This is a genomic window from Pantoea sp. RCC30.1, assembly GCF_058148845.1.
On sequence record NZ_JBXUHX010000027.1, the window covers coordinates 15,651 to 32,215 of the forward strand.

The 16,565-nt window shown below is 47.5% G+C and carries 23 protein-coding genes and 1 pseudogene; 18 read left to right on the plus strand and 6 right to left on the minus strand.

The genetic code is table 11. The annotated features are described in order from the left end of the window. Nucleotides 1-6: 6 nt before the first annotated feature. Genes AC2LB6_RS19385 through AC2LB6_RS19410 form a run of 6 tightly spaced genes read left to right on the plus strand, consistent with a single transcriptional unit; the run spans nt 7 to nt 4,842 of the window. Entirely contained in the window at nt 7-1,845 is a 1,839-nt protein-coding gene (locus AC2LB6_RS19385; protein WP_490094753.1) for a lytic transglycosylase domain-containing protein, read from the plus strand. Next, a complete protein-coding gene (locus tag AC2LB6_RS19390; protein WP_490094754.1) occupies nt 1,845-2,651 on the plus strand; it encodes a hypothetical protein in 807 nt (268 codons plus the stop codon). The genes AC2LB6_RS19385 and AC2LB6_RS19390 overlap by 1 nt, the downstream gene beginning before the upstream one ends. Continuing rightward, nucleotides 2,651-2,962: a phage baseplate plug family protein gene (locus AC2LB6_RS19395; protein ID WP_490094755.1), complete on the plus strand. Its 312-nt coding sequence runs from the start codon at nt 2,651-2,653 to the stop codon at nt 2,960-2,962. Before AC2LB6_RS19390 ends, AC2LB6_RS19395 begins: the two co-directional genes overlap by 1 nt. Continuing rightward, nucleotides 2,959-3,813 carry a baseplate hub protein gene (locus tag AC2LB6_RS19400; protein ID WP_490094756.1) on the plus strand — a complete coding sequence of 285 codons (855 nt, stop codon included), beginning with the start codon at nt 2,959-2,961 and terminating at the stop codon, nt 3,811-3,813. The genes AC2LB6_RS19395 and AC2LB6_RS19400 overlap by 4 nt, the downstream gene beginning before the upstream one ends. 1 nt (nt 3,814) lies before the next feature. After that, nucleotides 3,815-4,528, plus strand: coding sequence for an oxidoreductase (locus AC2LB6_RS19405; RefSeq protein ID WP_490094757.1), 714 nt, complete (start codon nt 3,815-3,817; stop codon nt 4,526-4,528). Next, nucleotides 4,528-4,842: a hypothetical protein gene (locus tag AC2LB6_RS19410; protein WP_490094758.1), complete on the plus strand. Its 315-nt coding sequence runs from the start codon at nt 4,528-4,530 to the stop codon at nt 4,840-4,842. Before AC2LB6_RS19405 ends, AC2LB6_RS19410 begins: the two co-directional genes overlap by 1 nt. A gap of 7 nt (nt 4,843-4,849) precedes the next feature. On the opposite strand, the gene AC2LB6_RS19415 is transcribed toward AC2LB6_RS19410, so the two are convergent. Continuing rightward, on the minus strand, nt 4,850-5,203 hold the full coding sequence (locus AC2LB6_RS19415; protein WP_490094759.1) for an Arc family DNA-binding protein: 354 nt from the start codon (nt 5,201-5,203) through the stop codon (nt 4,850-4,852). Between the two features lie 114 nt (nt 5,204-5,317). On the opposite strand from AC2LB6_RS19415, the gene AC2LB6_RS19420 reads away from it, so the two are divergent. The 11 genes and pseudogenes from AC2LB6_RS19420 to AC2LB6_RS19470 all read left to right on the plus strand — a co-directional run bounded on the left by AC2LB6_RS19420 (nt 5,318) and on the right by AC2LB6_RS19470 (nt 12,524). Next, nucleotides 5,318-5,479, plus strand: a complete 162-nt coding sequence (locus AC2LB6_RS19420) for an Arc family DNA-binding protein (protein ID WP_490094760.1) — start codon at nt 5,318-5,320, stop codon at nt 5,477-5,479. Further along, on the plus strand, nt 5,460-6,446 hold the full coding sequence (locus AC2LB6_RS19425; RefSeq protein ID WP_490094761.1) for a phage antirepressor N-terminal domain-containing protein: 987 nt from the start codon (nt 5,460-5,462) through the stop codon (nt 6,444-6,446). Before AC2LB6_RS19420 ends, AC2LB6_RS19425 begins: the two co-directional genes overlap by 20 nt. A 43-nt stretch (nt 6,447-6,489) precedes the next feature. Then, a complete protein-coding gene (locus tag AC2LB6_RS19430; protein ID WP_490094762.1) occupies nt 6,490-6,849 on the plus strand; it encodes a contractile injection system sheath initiator in 360 nt (119 codons plus the stop codon). A 7-nt stretch (nt 6,850-6,856) separates the two neighbouring features. Continuing rightward, nucleotides 6,857-8,095, plus strand: coding sequence for a baseplate J/gp47 family protein (locus tag AC2LB6_RS19435; protein ID WP_490094763.1), 1,239 nt, complete (start codon nt 6,857-6,859; stop codon nt 8,093-8,095). After that, nucleotides 8,092-8,778 (plus strand): DUF2612 domain-containing protein, encoded by a 687-nt coding sequence (locus tag AC2LB6_RS19440; RefSeq protein WP_490094764.1) that lies wholly within the window; start codon nt 8,092-8,094, stop codon nt 8,776-8,778. Before AC2LB6_RS19435 ends, AC2LB6_RS19440 begins: the two co-directional genes overlap by 4 nt. Further along, nucleotides 8,756-10,090, plus strand: a complete 1,335-nt coding sequence (locus tag AC2LB6_RS19445) for a glycine-rich domain-containing protein (RefSeq protein WP_490094765.1) — start codon at nt 8,756-8,758, stop codon at nt 10,088-10,090. The genes AC2LB6_RS19440 and AC2LB6_RS19445 overlap by 23 nt, the downstream gene beginning before the upstream one ends. Continuing rightward, a complete protein-coding gene (locus AC2LB6_RS19450; RefSeq protein ID WP_490094766.1) occupies nt 10,090-10,503 on the plus strand; it encodes a tail fiber assembly protein in 414 nt (137 codons plus the stop codon). The genes AC2LB6_RS19445 and AC2LB6_RS19450 overlap by 1 nt, the downstream gene beginning before the upstream one ends. A gap of 222 nt (nt 10,504-10,725) precedes the next feature. Then, nucleotides 10,726-10,965, plus strand: coding sequence for a hypothetical protein (locus tag AC2LB6_RS19455; RefSeq protein WP_490094767.1), 240 nt, complete (start codon nt 10,726-10,728; stop codon nt 10,963-10,965). 83 nt (nt 10,966-11,048) lie between these two features. Next, nucleotides 11,049-11,291, plus strand: a complete 243-nt coding sequence (locus AC2LB6_RS19460) for a phage repressor protein (protein ID WP_490094768.1) — start codon at nt 11,049-11,051, stop codon at nt 11,289-11,291. A 389-nt stretch (nt 11,292-11,680) separates the two neighbouring features. Next, nucleotides 11,681-11,833 (plus strand): annotated as a pseudogene (locus AC2LB6_RS19465) (Arm DNA-binding domain-containing protein); the annotation flags it as partial. A 421-nt stretch (nt 11,834-12,254) separates the two neighbouring features. After that, nucleotides 12,255-12,524 (plus strand): hypothetical protein, encoded by a 270-nt coding sequence (locus AC2LB6_RS19470; protein WP_490094769.1) that lies wholly within the window; start codon nt 12,255-12,257, stop codon nt 12,522-12,524. Between the two features lie 84 nt (nt 12,525-12,608). Here AC2LB6_RS19470 and AC2LB6_RS19475 read toward each other — a convergent pair whose 3' ends face one another. The 4 genes from AC2LB6_RS19475 to AC2LB6_RS19490 form a co-directional block, all read right to left on the minus strand. Continuing rightward, nucleotides 12,609-13,055: a DUF943 family protein gene (locus AC2LB6_RS19475; RefSeq protein WP_490094770.1), complete on the minus strand. Its 447-nt coding sequence runs from the start codon at nt 13,053-13,055 to the stop codon at nt 12,609-12,611. Continuing rightward, entirely contained in the window at nt 13,048-13,851 is an 804-nt protein-coding gene (locus AC2LB6_RS19480) for a DUF3289 family protein (protein ID WP_425030215.1), read from the minus strand. The genes AC2LB6_RS19475 and AC2LB6_RS19480 overlap by 8 nt, the downstream gene beginning before the upstream one ends. 484 nt (nt 13,852-14,335) lie before the next feature. After that, entirely contained in the window at nt 14,336-14,548 is a 213-nt protein-coding gene (locus tag AC2LB6_RS19485; RefSeq protein WP_031592123.1) for a hypothetical protein, read from the minus strand. Nucleotides 14,549-14,675: 127 nt separating this feature from the next. Then, on the minus strand, nt 14,676-14,903 hold the full coding sequence (locus tag AC2LB6_RS19490) for a putative hemolysin (protein WP_490094796.1): 228 nt from the start codon (nt 14,901-14,903) through the stop codon (nt 14,676-14,678). 496 nt (nt 14,904-15,399) lie between these two features. On the opposite strand from AC2LB6_RS19490, the gene AC2LB6_RS19495 reads away from it, so the two are divergent. Further along, nucleotides 15,400-15,723, plus strand: a complete 324-nt coding sequence (locus AC2LB6_RS19495; RefSeq protein WP_490094771.1) for a hypothetical protein — start codon at nt 15,400-15,402, stop codon at nt 15,721-15,723. A gap of 313 nt (nt 15,724-16,036) precedes the next feature. On the opposite strand, the gene AC2LB6_RS19500 is transcribed toward AC2LB6_RS19495, so the two are convergent. After that, the gene (locus tag AC2LB6_RS19500) at nt 16,037-16,369 is read right to left on the minus strand and encodes a SymE family type I addiction module toxin (RefSeq protein ID WP_191921121.1); all 333 of its coding nucleotides are present in this window, start codon (nt 16,367-16,369) and stop codon (nt 16,037-16,039) included. Between the last annotated feature and the right edge of the window lie 196 nt (nt 16,370-16,565).

A 16,565-nucleotide genomic window follows, 5' to 3' on the forward strand; every position in this document is an offset into this window, starting at 1 on the left:
TGAATTATGGCAGGCACAATAATCGATGCGCTGGTTGTCACGCTTGGCCTCGACGCGACCGGATTTAATAAAGGCCAGAAGGACGTAAAGGGCGGACTGGATGACACCAGAAAGCAATCAGAGCAGACAGCGAAGGACATGGAGGCCGCAGGTAAAAGAGCGGCCTCTTTCTTTGGCTCAATCCGCACTGAATTGCTGGCGCTGGTCGGCGTAACGCTGTCTGTGCAGGGATTCAAAAACTTCATCACCGGCATGACCGATAACCTGCAGCAGCTTGCAGTTAACTCTCAGTCGCTGGATATGTCGGCTAAATCACTGGATGGCTGGCAGAGGGCGGCAGAGGCTGCTGGTTCAAGTGCTGAGAAGATCACTGGCAACCTTCAGGCATTCCAGAATCTGGTAACAACGTTCAGGGGTGGTGGAAATGTTCAGGGGAACCCCCTGCTCATGGCGCTTAACGGATTTTCAGGGGCGACAGGGGCTAAGTTCGACTTAGGCACCCAGTCTTCTGAAGACATTATGCGCACCATTGCTGCCAACTGGGGCAAGTTGAATAAGGATGCTCAAAGGAAGTTCGGTGCTGATATAGGGCTTGATAACCCAACACAGCTAGCGTTGAGCAGTGGCAAGCTGGTAACGGATGCTGACCGATTCACGAAGATGTCACGCGCTACCGAAGACGCTACACGCAAGGCGCAGGAATTCAACCGACGCCTGACAGAGATGAAGCAGAACTTCTCTGCTGCTGCTCAGGTTCTTTATGAAGCCTTAATCCCATACGTAGAGAAGCTCATTCCTCTCATTGAAAAGTTTGGAGTGTGGATATCTACTCACGGACCGGAGATACAAAAGTTCTTCTCAGATTCAGCTGCTGAGGTAAATAAAGTTGTCGACGCTGTCGGAGGCTGGCAGAACGCTCTAGCCATACTGGCCGCTTTTGTCGCTGGTTCATGGGCTCTTAAGATGCTTTCGGGCATAACCCGCGTAACGGGTGGGTTTGGGCCTCTTCTCGCTGCAATGGCTGCAGTAAGCTCGTGGGATAAGATCGGCAACGCCCAGGAAGAAGCGAAGAAGCAAGGAGTCAGCGTAGGCGAGTACCTTGTTAACAAAAAACCTGAAGCTCCAGATAAAAACAGTTTCATGGGTAAGGCTGATGAGTGGCTGAAGAAGTCATACTCATGGTGGGAGTCGATCACCAGCACTGGCGGAGCGACGAACAAGTATGACGCTTACGGCACTGCTCCCGAGGCGAAAGGGTCTGGCAAAGCCATGTTGGAGTGGATGACGCCACTCTTCTCGAAGCTGGAGACACTTTACAAGCTACCATCTGGTCTTTTAAAGAGCGTTGCAACCACGGAGTCAGGCGGTAACCAGTTTGCCATCTCGGGAGCTGGCGCTAAGGGTCTTTTTCAGATTATGGATGGAACAGCGCGCGATCTCGGTCTGAAGGGCGGTGATGTCTTTGACCCGGAGAAGTCAGCTAATGCCGCGGCGAAGTATCTTTCTCAGCTCCTGAAGTCTAATGGTGGCGATCTGGTTAAAGCTATTGCGTCCTATAACTGGGGTGTGGGAAACGTGCAAAAGAAAGGTCTGGATAATGCTCCTCTGGAAACTCGCAATTACGTTCCCAGGGTTCTGGCAGGCATTCAGGTAGGGGCTGGGGCATCAGTTCAAGCCAGAAGGCAGCCAGATGCTCAGCAGCAGACAGGCAACAAAACTGATATCCATATTGGCGAAGTTACCCTGCAGACGTCAGCAACTACTGCGACTGCATTAGGATCGGATCTTCAGCGGACTGCAACGCGGCAGGGGATCGTATCTGCGTATAACACGGGGCAGAAGTGATGAATTTCTCTCTGAACGAAACAACGCTGCTCAATGCCGTACAGGGTGGCGGCATCTTCTCGGTAATTAACAGCATTATCGGCCCCGGATATGGAATCTACTTCAACAACGGAACGGGCAAGGCGCTTTCGCCTTCGTCCTTCCTCGGAGTTGAGTACGGGGCTGACGCCTCAGTGGTATCCGCACCTATTGAGCGAGGCTCCTACAGCTCGTACAACAAGGTGAAGCGGCCGCCGGTAATCAGAGTGTTGTTTGTTCTTGAGGGCTGGTCTGGGCTGACGGGTTCACTGCCAAACCTCACTAACTTCAGCCTGACCAGTCGCGCCGACATGCTGGCCGCGCTGGATGCGATGGTAGAAGACACGATGACGTATGACATCGAAACACCAGATGCCACGTATGAGAAGTACGATCTGGTGCGCTACAACTACCGCACCTCTGACCGGGACGTAACCCTGTTGACAGTAGAGGCCATTTTCCAGTCTGTACTTGAGGAGGCAGAGGTGGCGCTTACCAGCACCACAGCTAAAAGCACCACAACAGCTAATGCGACCAGCCTGTCCCCCAGTGCGGTGACGGAGAAGGTGAATTCATCCACCACAGATGCAACGCAAAGCAGCGTATCGTCAGCGCTTACCGGCCTGAAGAACTCCGTTTCAAGCGCAGCCAGCCAAGTAGCGGATAAGGTTTCATCAACCGTGAATAACCTCACTCAGACCACCACGGCATCGATCAACGGCGCGGCCACCTCGGCTATCAACAAACTCTCATCATCGGTCACTGACCTGGTTAAGGTGCTTACCTGATGCAGACGATCACATTGCAGCCAATAAAGGCCCAGGAGCTTACGGTTAAGCTGGGTGAGCAGTCTGTCACCCTGCGAATCGTTCAACGCTCAACCGGTTTATACGTCGATATCGGCCTGGGTGATGTGTGGATTGCGCAGGGTGTTATTTGCCTAAATGGAAACCGGCTGGTGCGCTATCCGTATCTTGGTTTTCAGGGTGAACTGTTCTTTGCTGACACAAAAGGCAGCGATGACCCGAGTTATTCAGGCCTGGGTGATCGATTTTTTCTTTTTTATGCCACGCCTGACGAGATGAGCGCCGCAGCATGACCTACAAAAAACGCACTCTCAAGTTTCAATTCAAGCTCAGCTCCGGCAGCTTCGACGACAAAAATAAAATGGATATGCTGACGATTGAAAACGCCAAGGCTGAAGTTCAGGTTGCAGCATTAGGGAGCCTGTCGGCAAACACCATGGATGCAAAAGTTTACGGGCTTAGCCTCAAGAATATGGCGGCGATTGGGTATAAAGGCACCCAATACGGCATTACGACACAGAACATGATGAAGGTGTGGGCAGATGACACTCCCATATTTGAAGGATCAATAGGCTGGAGCTTTGTTGATGCTAATGAGATGCCGGATGCTCCGTTGATTATCAATGCTTCTTCCACAGGTTACGCTCAATCTGTAGAGGCAGCCCCCTTCAATAAGTCGGGTGTAGTAAAAGTTGCTGACATAATCAGCTCAATAGCTGCGCTGACTGGCTACAGCGTCCGAATCTCGCAGACAGTAACAGAGGTCGAGAGCAACCCATTCTACAGGGGGAATTTTATTGACCAAATCCGTGACTGTTGCAGAGCGCACGACCTTTTATTTGATATTCGCCTGGGCGTCATTTTTGTATGGAAAGAGGGTGACGCGATTGATGAGAGCATACCTTTTGTTTCGCCACGAACGGGCCTCATTGGATACCCGAGATTCAATGGCTGGGGCATAGAATTCAACACAACTTTCAGCCCGCTGTTAATACTCGGGCGTGACGTACAGCTGGAGACCGACCTTCCTAATGCCAGCGGTAAGTATCGCATCAACTCAGCCGTTCACCATCTTTCTACCTGGATGGAAGGCGGACCATGGATGACGCAGTGCTCAGCATCGCTATTCACAGCAGGCCGATAAAATGACGAACAAATACACGGTTAAGTCTCACGATCTTAATTCAGACGCTAACGCGCAATTCTTTATCATGGAGCGTTTTCTGAACTCAAAGTCATTCATCATGCTTGGCATGGTGACTGCTGTCAGGCCGGGCCAAGACAATGAAATGAGCTTTGTCGATCTGAAGCCACTGGTTTCTGACCAGGGCGCGCAGGGAAACATACTTGATAGCGGCACCGTTTATAGTGCACCTGTGTGGCGTTTGCAGCGAGGTTCCAGCGCGGTAATTATGGATCCGGTTGTCGGAGATATTGGCCTGATGGCTATTTGTGATAAGGACATCAGGAACGCCGTAGACTCAAGGAAAGAGTCGCTGCCTGCGTCAGGAAGGAATCACAGCCCTGGTGATGCGATTTATCTGGGTGGCATACTCAATAACTCACCATCTCAGTACCTGCGCTTTATGGATGACGGAATAGACATCGTTTCTCCCCTCGTAATAAATGTTGATGCACCAGTCATTACTGCCAATGCATCAGAGTCCTTCGTTGTAAACGCTCCTAATATCACACTGAATGGTGCCGTAAGCCAGGGTGCAGGCAGCAATAAGGGCGACTTTAATTTTGCTGGCAACATTACGGCCATTGGCGAAATTACAGGTAAGGGGATTAAATTTTCAACACATACACACGGCGGGGTACAATCAGGGAACTCTGACACACAAGGACCAAAGTGATGAATAAGTTTGTTACCTTAATAGCATCATATCTTTTTGTATCATCAGTAAGCGCATCCTCAATTGAAGCGAAAACAGATGCCGGAACTTACGCCATATCGGTAGTTTTGGCGTGCACATTGATAAAAGATCGGGGATATACCGGCGAGAGTTTGAAGAAAGGCCTTGTTGAACAAACTAACATGGACGAAGAGTCAGCTAGTAACTTAGCAAACAATTCTGCAGCATGGGTAGCTAAGAATCCCGGGAAGGATTGCCAGCAGCTATATGTAAATATGATTGATAAGTATTACTCTGAATCCAATAAAAACTAACCCACCATCAGGTGGGTTTTTCTTTCTCATCTAGCAGAACCTTAGCGTAGGCATCAGCTATCTTTGACAGCCTGCCGTTCTCAAGTGTAATCCGTTCGTTAATCTCACGTATAGCAGCGGAAACTGAGCGGTTAAATACCGCCATACCTTTATCTGTCGATGTGTCTGCCTCATCCATTAGGCGCATAAGAGATTCAAGCCATTTATCTGGCTTGTTCTCTGTAGCTAAATCTTTCATCAAAGTGAGAATGATTTCAGAGTTCATCGACCTGCCGTTTTTGGCCGCCCGTTCAGCGATGATCTCTTTAAGGTCCTCCGGCATCCTAAGGCCAAATGGAGCGATCTGACTGGCACCTTTCATTCAAAACCCCCTATCAAATAATAGCTACATAATGTAGCTAGATTATCGTTGACATGATAGCTACATGATGTAGTATTGAATGACTACATGATGTAGCCAAGAGAGAGGTTCTAAATGGAAAACGCACGTAACATCCCGCCAACGGGAATCAGGTTCCCCGACACATTGAAAGATTTACTTAAGCAGGCTGCAAAGGGAGAAGGAAGGTCACTGAATAGCGAGGTGATTAAACGGATTGAGCGGAGCTTAAAAGAAGATGGGTTCATTAAAGCCTAAAAACGACGAAACCCCGAAGGCGGCAACCAACGAGGTTTCTAAATTGTCAGTAACTACGAAGGAACTAACAGTTATGAGTATATCAGCACAGATCTCCACCATCAACGTTCCATTCCATGGCGACAACCTTTATCTGGTCAGCCATGAAGGTGAAGCGCAAGTTCCTATGCGCCCGGTTGTTGAGGGGATGGGTCTTGATTGGGCGTCGCAATATACCAAGATTAAGCAGCGCTTTAGCACCTCCGTTGTGATGATCACAATGCAGCTTCCGGGTGATAATCAACGCAGAGAGGTTGTCTGCTTAAATCTGAGAAAACTAGCTGGCTGGCTACACACCATCAATGTTGGAAAGGTTCGCCCTGAGCTGCGTGACAAGGTTGCTCGTTATCAGGAAGAGTGCGATGACGTCCTTTATCAGTACTGGACGAAAGGTGAGGTCAAAAATCCTCGCATAAAAACCAGTGTAGAAGAACGCACCCCGCTACGTGATGCGGTTAACATGCTTGTTGGCAAGAAAGGACTTCGCTATGACGATGCATACACTATGGTTCACCAGCGCTTTAATGTGGATAGCATTGATGAGCTTGAACTCGATCAAATTCCCTTAGCTGTAGAGTACATTCACCGCGTTGTACTTGAGGGTGAATTTATCGGCAAACAACCTCAGTTACCCCTTCCGTCCACCCAGTTCACAAAGGAAGAGCTTTGTTCACTGTGTTGGCTCTGGATGTCTTCTTCAGTAATGATCAGCAAAATAGCCGAAATTGAGCCTTTACTGGCAGTTGCAGAGCATCGACTGGCTGGGGCTTATCATTCAATACCACGGGAATATTCAAGAACCCTTGAAAAGGCCAGGTCATTGTTAGATAGAGAAACCAAAGATATATCGGTTGGTTCATTTACAAATGACAACTGGCGGGTGCTGCATTATCTGCGCTCTCCTGAAAAGAACATTCAACTTCAATGAAAACTAACCCGCTTCGGCGGGTTTTTTTACGCCCGGAGAAAGCATGATAACCAAATCCCTCCTGCTTAACGCCGACGCATGGGACCTGACTCTAGATGGATCCGGCAACCTTGCCTCCACGCCAAACCCCTACGCAGTCGCACAGGACGTAGCTTGCGCCTGCAAGACTTTCCTCGGTGAAGCCTGGTATGACACGTCGCTCGGCATCCCTTATTACCAGCGCATTCTGGGACACTGGCCGGGCACTCAGCTCATCAACACCAAGATGCAGTCCGAAGCGCTCAAGCTCGACTACGTACAGACCGCAACCTGCACGACTGTAATCGGCAAACAGAACCGAATCGCATCCGGCGTCATGACCATCACCGACACCAACTACGACCAGAGCACCATCAATTTCTGAGGCCAAAATGGCAGACACAGTAATCGTTACCACATCGGTGCCGGCGGCCACGTTTTCTGACATCGGCCTGTCAGTGCCAGATGAGAAGGATATTTTAGACGGCCGCCTGAGCGATTTAGACAGCGCGCTGGGCGGTGGCATGAGCAAAAGCCTTACCACGCCGCAAGGTCAGATCGCCATGAGCGAGACTGCCATTATCGCTGACAAGAATGACCAGTTGCTTTCTATAGTGAACGGTATCAACCCTGACTATGCAGCGGGCAGATTCCAAGACGCCATCGGGCGAATTTACTTTATCGACCGCATTGCCGCGCAGGGCACCACTGTGACAGCCACGGCTACTGGCTTAGTCGGCACAGTGATACCGGTGGGAAGCACGGCACAGGATGAGGCGGGCTACATCTACACCTCGCTGGCTGAGGCAATCATTACCGCCTCTGGCGCTGTCGATATCGTATTCCAGAACCAGACCAGCGGCGCAATATCATGCCCTGCTGGCTCACTGAACACGATCTATCGCGCGGTTACAGGCTGGTCAGGAATCACCAACGCAGCAGCAGGCGTACCAGGCAATGACGTCGAAACGCGATCTAACTTCGAATACCGCCGTAAGCAGTCTGTCGCTCTAAACGCGAAGGGTACGCCCGAGTCAATCTATGCCGCAGTGCTGGATGTCGATGGCGTGGTCGATGCTTATGTGTGGTCGAATCACTCAGGCGTAACGGTAAATATCGGGTCAACTAATTACCCGGTGCCTGCTCACAGCGTCTATATCGCCGTGTATGGCGGTAACGCACAGGACATCGCTCAGGCTATCTACCTGAAGAATCAGGCTGGCTGCGGGATGGTGGGTAACACTTCTGCAGTGGTTACTGACACCTCGCGCGGCACGAACATCAACCCTAAGTACACGATGACGTGGAACACTCCAGCGCAGACCAGGACGCGCTTCAAGGTCCAACTGGAGAACTCACAATCGCTTCCATCGGACATTGTTGATCAGGTCCGGGCGGCAATCATCAGCGCCTTCAATGGCAACAGTGACCTGGTACCTAAAGCGCGTATCGCGTCAAAGGTATTTGCCGGAGGCTATTACTCAGTACTGAACAATATCGACACCGCATCGGTGAACGTTCTGTCGGTGACTGTTAGCCTGGACGGCGTGAACTACGCGTCATCCGTTGAGTACGGCGTTGACCAGATACCCTCACTCGATGCCAGCGACATCTCTGTGAGCCTTGTATGAAGAACGTGAAAGACACGATCCTCACGCAATACGCCGCCAGCCCTAACATCCGCAGCCTGATTGAAACCTTCAACACCTCAATGGATATGACGGAATTCACCGACGAATTCCTGACGGCCATCTGGGATGTTTCGACCGCTACGGGGTACGGGCTGGATGTGTGGGGGAAAATTGTAGGCGTATCGCGATTGCTCAATGTCAGACAGTCAGCGACATATTTCGGCTTTGACGAAGCATTTATCAGCGCCAGTGATGACTCACCAAAACCGTTTGATGAAGCACCTTTCTTTGAGGGAGTCCAAATTACCTCGACTGTCAGGATGGCTGATGACGGCTACCGAAAGCTGATACTTGCGAAGGCGATGGCAAACATCACTGATTGCTCTATCCCATCACTGAACAAAGCCCTGTACTACCTGTTTGGCGACCAGGGCGACACGTTCGTAGCCATTACCGGTGTGATGTCCATGAGCTACGTCTTTGGCTTCAATCTGACGCCGGTAGAGTGGGCCATCCTGCTCAATTCCAATGCTATCGCCAAACCTGCAGGCGTCAGCGTCAGCATCATGTCACTCGATTTCAACAACACCTTTGGATTTTCCGAGGCTGGATTACAGCCTTTTGAAAACGGCACCTTCTTCCCCGACTCAGGAATACAAAATGCAGACCAGCTCGCAGCCTAAATTACTGCCGGTTCCATTCGCTGATACCGGCTCCAAACAGAATATCCCTAACGACTCTCAGATCGGCATTACTGCAGGCCGCGCATCATATACAGATGGGTTCCCCCCACTAACGAGAACACCTCTGGCCGCCGGTGGCGTGCCTCCATTCGGCACTGACTTTAACGGCGTGCTGAACGATATTACTGCTGCTTTGCGCTGGTCACAGTCTGGTGCGAGCTATCCGTTTAACACAGCATTCAATACTGCGATCGGCGGATATCCCAAGGGTGCAAGAATCCCCAATTCAACACTTGATGGTTACTGGCTGAACACTACGGATGGCAACACTGCAAATCCGGAAGTTACCGGCGCGGCGACTACTGGCTGGGTGCCAGCAGAAAACTATGGCGTGACGGCTATTACCGGCCTGTCAGGCTCGAGTGTCACACTGACCACGCTGCAGGCATCGAAAGATCGTATCACGCTGGCTGGCACGCTTAGCGCCAATATCAACCTGGTGCTGCCAGCATGGATAAAACGATGGACGATCGTTAATAACTGCACTGGTGCGTTTTCAGTAACCGTTAAAACGCCGAGCGGATCAGGTGTATCAGTACCAGCAGGCCGGTCTTCAATTCTTCAGGGGGATGGTACAAATATTATCCCTGGTGACCTGCCGGGCACGCTTTTAAACATTACTGACTTCTCCGCTTCAGGCACGTACACACCTACTCCCGGAACCCGATTCATTATCGTCGAGGTAACCGGCGGTGGCGGTGGCGGCGGCGCATCCAGTTCAACAGGAAACACTTCTGTCTCTATCGGCGCAGGTGGCGGCGCGGGCGGTACTGCAATCTCGAAACTCAACATTAGCGATATCAGCACGCCAGTGTCTGTAATTGTCGGTAGTGGTGGTGCAGGAGCTACCGCATCTGCGATTGCGCAGGGCGGAGCGCAGAGTAACTTTGGATCATACCTCTATGCTACCGGTGGAGATTATGGAGCATCAGGAACCGCAGTGACTCAGGGAGATACACAGCTTGTTTACAACGGCGGCGGCGGCATGGGTTTTAACGGAAACCTCGATAACATGATTGGTGGCGCAGGCGGATTCGGCATCATACTTAAATTTGGCTACGAATCCGGCTGGGGAGGCAGATCGCACCACAGTTCCGGCGGAAACCCGATTGTTACGCTGAACTCATCAAATGCCGGACTTCCGGGCCGAAAAGGTTCTGGTGGCTCTGGCGGCTTCAGCATCACTAACGCAACCGTACAGAATGGCGGGGCAGGTGGTGGTGGATTTATTCGAGTATGGGAGTACGCATAATGACTGACTACGCACTGGTTAAAGACGGGGTAGTTATTAACACTATCGTGTGGGATGGGGAAACGGCTGTAGATTTCGGGGATGGAGTGAATGCAGTCGCTATACCTGAAGGGCAAGGTGTCACAATGGGATTTTTATACAAAAACTCCAAGTTCACCGCGCCAGAGCTAACCGACGAGCAGGTAAGCCAAAACAAGGCCGCTGCGATAAGCGAAAATAAGCGGATGAAAGATAACTTGATGGCGGCGGCTACTATACAAATTGCGCCACTTCAGGATGCAGTAGACTTAGATATGGCCACGGACGATGAGCTGAAGCAGCTTAATGCCTGGAAAAAGTATCGCGTTTTACTAAATCGACTGGACGCCAATACTGACGCCGTCATTAAGTGGCCTGAGCTGCCAGCATCTTAGTCCCATAAAAAAGCCCGGCGACCGGGCAATGACTCAGCCGTTCCTGTCTTAGCAGGCTGCGGGGTGGGTGATTTGAGATTAGTCACTCATGACCATCGCCGCCTGATTAAAACCCCTTTTGCCTCAATACCTTTACAAATCTGTGACTCGCTTCGCCTTGATCAAAACCACCGATCGATATTACTGTTTATCCATACAGTATTTATCAGAGGAGGATTTAGCATGGCGAGAGAGAGTGACATACACGCAGCGTTTGCTGGGGCGATAACGCAGGACAGCAGAGGGCGGCAGACAGTCACCACTGCGGCATTCCAGAAGCGCCTGGATGACCTGAATCACGTCTGGACGCTGAAGCAGTGTAATCAGTGGATACGGTATTACCAGAATTTCTTCTTCGAGCTGGTCACCGAGGAGACTGAAAACAAAACCTGGTCGTTACGCAACATGGGATATGTGAGGTAGATATGGGATTCCCTTCACCTGCAATGGACTACGTCGAGCGACGCCTAGACCTGAACAACATCCTGATGCCTCACCGGAACAACATGATCCTGATTGAGACACCGGACGGGTTCGTGCTGGCGGACAAATCACTAAAGGCAGTGCCAGGCGATAAAGTCGCGTTCCTGCTGGGTGAGTTCCCGCAATTGGGACGACTATTCAGTTCTGGGATTATCTCCTCTGACGGCGAGACGATCGACGGAGAGGGCATGGATGGGATTATCGTGCTGGGGAAAGTGACGGCCGAGATAATGCTCGTGCATGAGCCAAGCAGGCCGATTATCTGATGGGACAGGTTCGAATCCTTTCTTGCGATTCAAACTGAAGAAATGGTGTGTCGTAAATGTGTCGCCACATGACGCAGAAGAAATTCTGAGGAATGCACTTAACGACACAGTACGACACATCACTTTGCGCGAGCATGGATTTCTGGCCTTAAATCAGTGTGTTAAATGATGATCTACTATCTTCTAAGCCGTAGGTCACAGGTTCGAATCCTGTAGGGCGTACCATATTTTCTTCTGTTAACATCCTTTCTGGTCTACTTTTTCCTTTAAAATCAGAATCTAACAATTCTCTGTGGTCCAGTTTGGTCCAGGGTCACCTATTGCGTTCTTGTTTCGATTGGGGGCAGGATAGGGGGCATTGCCAGGTTCAATTAACTGGATGCCCCCAAATGAAGCTGACAGCCCGACAAATTGACTCTGCTAAGCCAAAAGAAAAGTCATACAAACTTGCCGATGGTGGTGGTATAAATCTTGAAATATTTCCAAACGGAGCCAAAAGCTGGAGACTCAAATACCGTATAGCTGGTAAAGAGAAGCGGGTGTAGTGGCATAGTAAGCTCCGGCTCGTTCTTAGCAGATCATGAACGGTAAAATATTCAATATCACCCATAACATTGGGCGGTTGCGTCTTCCTGCCAGGCTCAATACCGCAAAGCTTCGCTATGGCCCTGTTAAGAGTGTCTTTTCCCATGTGCTGGGACTTGCTTACACGGCGATTAGTGAAGACATAATTCACTCTGACAATTAGTTCTTCCAAAAATCTCCATTAGATTTTATGTGAATTATATTGACAAAAAATAAATCTGCGTTAAAGGAATTATAAATAAAAAGAAGGGTTTTATGAGTAAAGATAAAATGAAAGATGAACAAATATCATTTGCTGAGGAAAAAGAGTTTCTTAACAAAGTGCATGATGATTAAGTAGATTTATTAGGAAAAAATAAAATTACTGAAAGCTATAGAATGTATCCTGCTGAAGATATTGTTTATATTATGTTTAGAGAGTATTACGCCTCTCAGGATAGCTTAAAAATCGTGAGCATAGTTGAATGTTTTGAATTAACCGAACTTGTTGAATACAATAGTGTTGACTGGTGGTTTTTTTCAGCCTTAGCATCTGACGTTGATACTAATAAGATTACAAACATAATTCAAACAAAAATGGTTGAAGAAGAGAAAAGCAAAATAAATTATGTTCTTGTTAAAAAAGATGATGTGGTTATTAAAAAATAATTTAGTTAAAAAATTTTTGAAATAGCCTGGCTTACCTGGTCAGACTATTTAAATTTTGAAGCGATTTGGTAAAAAATATCTTTTTTATTTTAATGTTACTCTACCATCAGAACTCTGTATATATGTTTTGTCGCCTATATTTATAAATACTTTTCTGTCAAGGCTCCCTCTTATAACTAATGCTATGCTGTTATATACACATTTCTTATGCTCGCCATTAGTATCATCAAAGCAGGTATAGTCATCAATTGAACCATCTCTGGTTCCTGTTGGTAACTTTTCATAACCATCGAAATTCATGATGATAACAGTGAAGTTATCTGGGGTATTGATAATATGATATTTATTCTGAAGTGAATCTTTCTTTTCTAACCACCATTTTAGTTTTCCTTCTGTAGTCATCGGTAAATGTTCTACAAAAACTGCACCATTATCAACTCTGACTATTTTTGCTGGTCTTACAGCAATCCATATGCAATATACTGATATTAACAAAATCAGAACTGCTCCAATCCTTTTGTATTTAAACATTGTTTTCTCCTGTCAATGTTATAGTTGCTCCGAAATTTGTGAAAAATGGCTTTTGAGCTAAATGCTTAGCCCTCTGTAGAACGAACCATATTCTAAAGAAACTAATTGAGTTGAATTTAGCTTTTAAGATATCTTCTTTATCTAAGCCAAAATGGTCTTGTGCTCTGTATTTGATAGTCGCAGTATATTTATTGCCCTGGAAGGTCAGGCTTTCTATAGAAATTTCTGTGCTGTTTATGTCATGGACGGTAATGCCCATGCCATTGACAAAATCTTTCCATCTTGTGTATTTTGGTAAACGACTTTTAGATAATACATTTGAAAAATGTTCTTTCGTCAATTGTGACTTATTAAAATCAAATTGCTCGATAGTGTTTTTAATTATGGATAATGTGCTATCGATAGAGTTGTCACTCAAAATGAGATTTCTGTAGGCATTATCCATAAACGGATGCTGAAAATCATTTCCATTACTACGTTGCATGTGATTGAAAAGATTTATGATCAAGCCCTGGTATGGTCCTCGGAAAGAAAAGGCATAGGACTGAGATCGTAGCTCATCATATAACATCGCAATGGCTTTTTCTCTACTAACTGGCTGTATAGAATTAGTAGCAGGATGCTGATAGGAGGGACCAAAAGTAGTCCAGTCGATGAAAGTTGATACTTGCCCGAGATGATAATGCTTTTTCAGTATATCAGCATCCATGTCGCCACTTTGCATGTCATCAGCATTTCTGTCATTGAATCTTTTTTTTGTAGTGAAGATGATAAGTTTTTTGTCGATTCCTTTCATTCAAAATCAATCCCTTTCAGTCAAATGATTAAATATTATACATTTTCTTTTTGTGAGGTAAATTAAGAATTTTTTTAACATTTACTATGTTCAGAGTCATTTACGCCCACATAATCATGCAGTGATGAACCTCAGCCGTGAGAGTGGTCGTTTTCTAAGGGGGCATTTTTGGGAGCAGATCACAAATTGAAATAAAAAAATCACATATAGAACAGTAGACTGGTCAGAAGGTTTGAATCCTGTAGGGGTACCAAATTCTCCCTTCTGAAGCTTCTTAAAGTCTACTAATTTCGCGAATATCAAGGCGTTTAGCCAGGTTAATTTATTCGGATGTCTATTAGCATCTATTGAAAGTCACACTCATCTGGTGTGCAATCCCGTTCTGATCTGCTCCCCTCTAACCGGCATCATAGGCCACCGCGGGTTCAGCCCCTTGAGGTACTTGTGGATACCGTCGATGAACAGCTTCTTGAATGTCGCTTCGTTATCGTTGGTTAGCTTTGCGATATAGCCAGACACCGATAAAGGCCAGCAGAGCAGAAAGCACCGCCTTAACTGCAATCACTGTGAATTCGAAACTATCCATAGCGCCTTCACCATCACCGCTAATGTGGCCTTCTACCAGGGATCTGATGATGCTTTCAGGTATGAGAAACCAGGTTGCGGAGAAGATTATAATAAATATCAGTATTTTCATCGCACTACACACTTTGTGAAATCAGGAACATCAATGCGGCCGTATGCTGGTAATCCTCCTTTCATAAAGCCACGTCCCATTCTTACGGCTCCTTGATCGCTGCCCTGATATGCCTCCGACCAGCGAGCTACTGGTTATCCCTTCTGTACAGTGCCCACTCCTCGATGCGCTCCCCGCCTGGCAGATTACAGTAACCTGAATCACCATCCGTGCCCTTAACTATGTCCAGCTTGCCGCCCATCTTTTCACAATGCACAGAGGCTGGGTTAGCCATGCCCACAGCGTGTTGTCTGTCATTATGGGGTACACAGGCTGTGAGTAGTAAAATGGTCGCTGCGATTGTAACTTTTTTCATTTTTAACCTTATCTGAAGAGATTGATGAGGGTTAATCGTTATATCCACGCTGCTTCATCTCGCGCTGGTTTTTCTGTTTAATTAAACGGCTATTGTGACCCTGTGTAGCCATTGAAATCAGATCATAACCTGGGCTTAATCCTGCCAGTTAGTGTGGATTTATACATACATCGTGTTCATTAGGCGCATCACCTCTATCCCTTACCTTTGGGATCGCATCTCATCAGGTTACAGCCAGAGCTGCGTTGGCCCCATCAACCGGCTTTCAGCAGCTGCATTGCTGGCCGCTTATTCGTCAGCTGTAACAGGCACATTGATAGAGCACTTAAGGAGGAGAAGCCATCGCGGGATTAACGGGTACACCACAGCAATGACAGCAGCGCAGACAATATCATCGGGCGGTACCGGTGCCGCCAATGTAAAGAGGGGGTTAGCCTGGCTCAGGTACACTGTGCTATATTTTGCTCGTATCACAACGGCATTCAGGATGAATCAGATGAACGAATTTGAGCAAGAACTCTATAATAACGGCTTCTCCGCTAAAGAGATCGGTAAACTCAAAAGTATTATAAAAAAAGACGAGTCAAAAAAAGATACACTTCAGAGCCTCGTGATTGATCTAAGTAAACGCTTCTGGGGCGGAGTTATTGCTCTTATTATTTTGATGCTTATTGGACTGGATGGCGTTTTCAATGCAGATGCTTCAAATGCCATTCCATATATTGTTGTTCTGACGTTTGCATACCTTGTGGTCTATTTTGTTACGCCTCTGAAACTGGCATGGAAATCATATAAATTCGCCAGGGAATGTAAGCGCTAATTTTTATCCAAAGTTAGTTATCTGATTCCTGTTTCTGGCACGCATTTATAGTTGTACGATCCTTACAGGAACATAGTGTGTACATCGATAATCTGTATTTTGCGATAGCAATCTGATAATAAACATTTAATAATTCTTCAGAAATCATTCCAATCTATAGATTATCTATCCTCTCATTATAAAAGGCGATTAAAACAGGGGGGCGCTACGCTGGCGTGGCAAAATTTAATTTAAATTTAAAAACGCGGATAATTATTGCCAGCAATACTGATCTGCCGCTCCCCAGCCAGAAGCGGCATCCCTTCAGCAGAAATTAAACCTGACCCGCAACCACACCCGACAAAGCCAGAACTTGCTTCTGTTTCCTGGCGGGCAGCTTATTCAGCTGCGCTAACGCGTTAACCAGTTGCTCATCCACCGGCTCTGGTGGTTTCACGGTCAGCACAATACGGCCCGCCGTGACTTTTACTTCTACTTCGGTGCCGGTGGTAAATCCGGCGGCAGCCAGCCACTGGCCTTTCATGATAATCGACGGAATACGCGCGTAACTGGGATACCGGCTGGCGTAACTCACCGTTAATTTGCGCTGGGAAACGGAAGGGGCTTCTGAATTTAAACCAACTGCATTACACTCTGAATCAGTCATGATCTCTATTCTCACTCAATAGTGGTTGTGATTAGCGATACAGGGGTGCTCCAACACCTCTGTATCGCGCTAAATACCTGTACATATAAACAACTATTGCAGGAAAAGTCCAGCTGAAAATCGATGTAAATCAGTGAGTTTAATCATCTGATAAACAGCGAGTTTTACGATAACGATCTCAAAAAAATGCAATTAA

What these genes read in the sequence shown, in the direction of transcription:
- AC2LB6_RS19385 (WP_490094753.1), top strand. Translation starts at nt 7, where the DNA reads ATGGCAGGCACAATAATCGATGCGCTGGTTGTCACGCTTGGCCTCGAC.
- AC2LB6_RS19390 (WP_490094754.1), top strand. Translation starts at nt 1,845, where the DNA reads ATGAATTTCTCTCTGAACGAAACAACGCTGCTCAATGCCGTACAGGGT.
- AC2LB6_RS19395 (WP_490094755.1), top strand. Translation starts at nt 2,651, where the DNA reads ATGCAGACGATCACATTGCAGCCAATAAAGGCCCAGGAGCTTACGGTT.
- AC2LB6_RS19400 (WP_490094756.1), top strand. Translation starts at nt 2,959, where the DNA reads ATGACCTACAAAAAACGCACTCTCAAGTTTCAATTCAAGCTCAGCTCC.
- AC2LB6_RS19405 (WP_490094757.1), top strand. Translation starts at nt 3,815, where the DNA reads ATGACGAACAAATACACGGTTAAGTCTCACGATCTTAATTCAGACGCT.
- AC2LB6_RS19410 (WP_490094758.1), top strand. Translation starts at nt 4,528, where the DNA reads ATGAATAAGTTTGTTACCTTAATAGCATCATATCTTTTTGTATCATCA.
- AC2LB6_RS19415 (WP_490094759.1), bottom strand. Translation starts at nt 5,203, where the DNA reads ATGAAAGGTGCCAGTCAGATCGCTCCATTTGGCCTTAGGATGCCGGAG.
- AC2LB6_RS19420 (WP_490094760.1), top strand. Translation starts at nt 5,318, where the DNA reads ATGGAAAACGCACGTAACATCCCGCCAACGGGAATCAGGTTCCCCGAC.
- AC2LB6_RS19425 (WP_490094761.1), top strand. Translation starts at nt 5,460, where the DNA reads ATGGGTTCATTAAAGCCTAAAAACGACGAAACCCCGAAGGCGGCAACC.
- AC2LB6_RS19430 (WP_490094762.1), top strand. Translation starts at nt 6,490, where the DNA reads ATGATAACCAAATCCCTCCTGCTTAACGCCGACGCATGGGACCTGACT.
- AC2LB6_RS19435 (WP_490094763.1), top strand. Translation starts at nt 6,857, where the DNA reads ATGGCAGACACAGTAATCGTTACCACATCGGTGCCGGCGGCCACGTTT.
- AC2LB6_RS19440 (WP_490094764.1), top strand. Translation starts at nt 8,092, where the DNA reads ATGAAGAACGTGAAAGACACGATCCTCACGCAATACGCCGCCAGCCCT.
- AC2LB6_RS19445 (WP_490094765.1), top strand. Translation starts at nt 8,756, where the DNA reads ATGCAGACCAGCTCGCAGCCTAAATTACTGCCGGTTCCATTCGCTGAT.
- AC2LB6_RS19450 (WP_490094766.1), top strand. Translation starts at nt 10,090, where the DNA reads ATGACTGACTACGCACTGGTTAAAGACGGGGTAGTTATTAACACTATC.
- AC2LB6_RS19455 (WP_490094767.1), top strand. Translation starts at nt 10,726, where the DNA reads ATGGCGAGAGAGAGTGACATACACGCAGCGTTTGCTGGGGCGATAACG.
- AC2LB6_RS19460 (WP_490094768.1), top strand. Translation starts at nt 11,049, where the DNA reads ATGATCCTGATTGAGACACCGGACGGGTTCGTGCTGGCGGACAAATCA.
- AC2LB6_RS19470 (WP_490094769.1), top strand. Translation starts at nt 12,255, where the DNA reads ATGTATCCTGCTGAAGATATTGTTTATATTATGTTTAGAGAGTATTAC.
- AC2LB6_RS19475 (WP_490094770.1), bottom strand. Translation starts at nt 13,055, where the DNA reads ATGTTTAAATACAAAAGGATTGGAGCAGTTCTGATTTTGTTAATATCA.
- AC2LB6_RS19480 (WP_425030215.1), bottom strand. Translation starts at nt 13,851, where the DNA reads ATGAAAGGAATCGACAAAAAACTTATCATCTTCACTACAAAAAAAAGA.
- AC2LB6_RS19485 (WP_031592123.1), bottom strand. Translation starts at nt 14,548, where the DNA reads ATGAAAATACTGATATTTATTATAATCTTCTCCGCAACCTGGTTTCTC.
- AC2LB6_RS19490 (WP_490094796.1), bottom strand. Translation starts at nt 14,903, where the DNA reads ATGAAAAAAGTTACAATCGCAGCGACCATTTTACTACTCACAGCCTGT.
- AC2LB6_RS19495 (WP_490094771.1), top strand. Translation starts at nt 15,400, where the DNA reads ATGAACGAATTTGAGCAAGAACTCTATAATAACGGCTTCTCCGCTAAA.
- AC2LB6_RS19500 (WP_191921121.1), bottom strand. Translation starts at nt 16,369, where the DNA reads ATGACTGATTCAGAGTGTAATGCAGTTGGTTTAAATTCAGAAGCCCCT.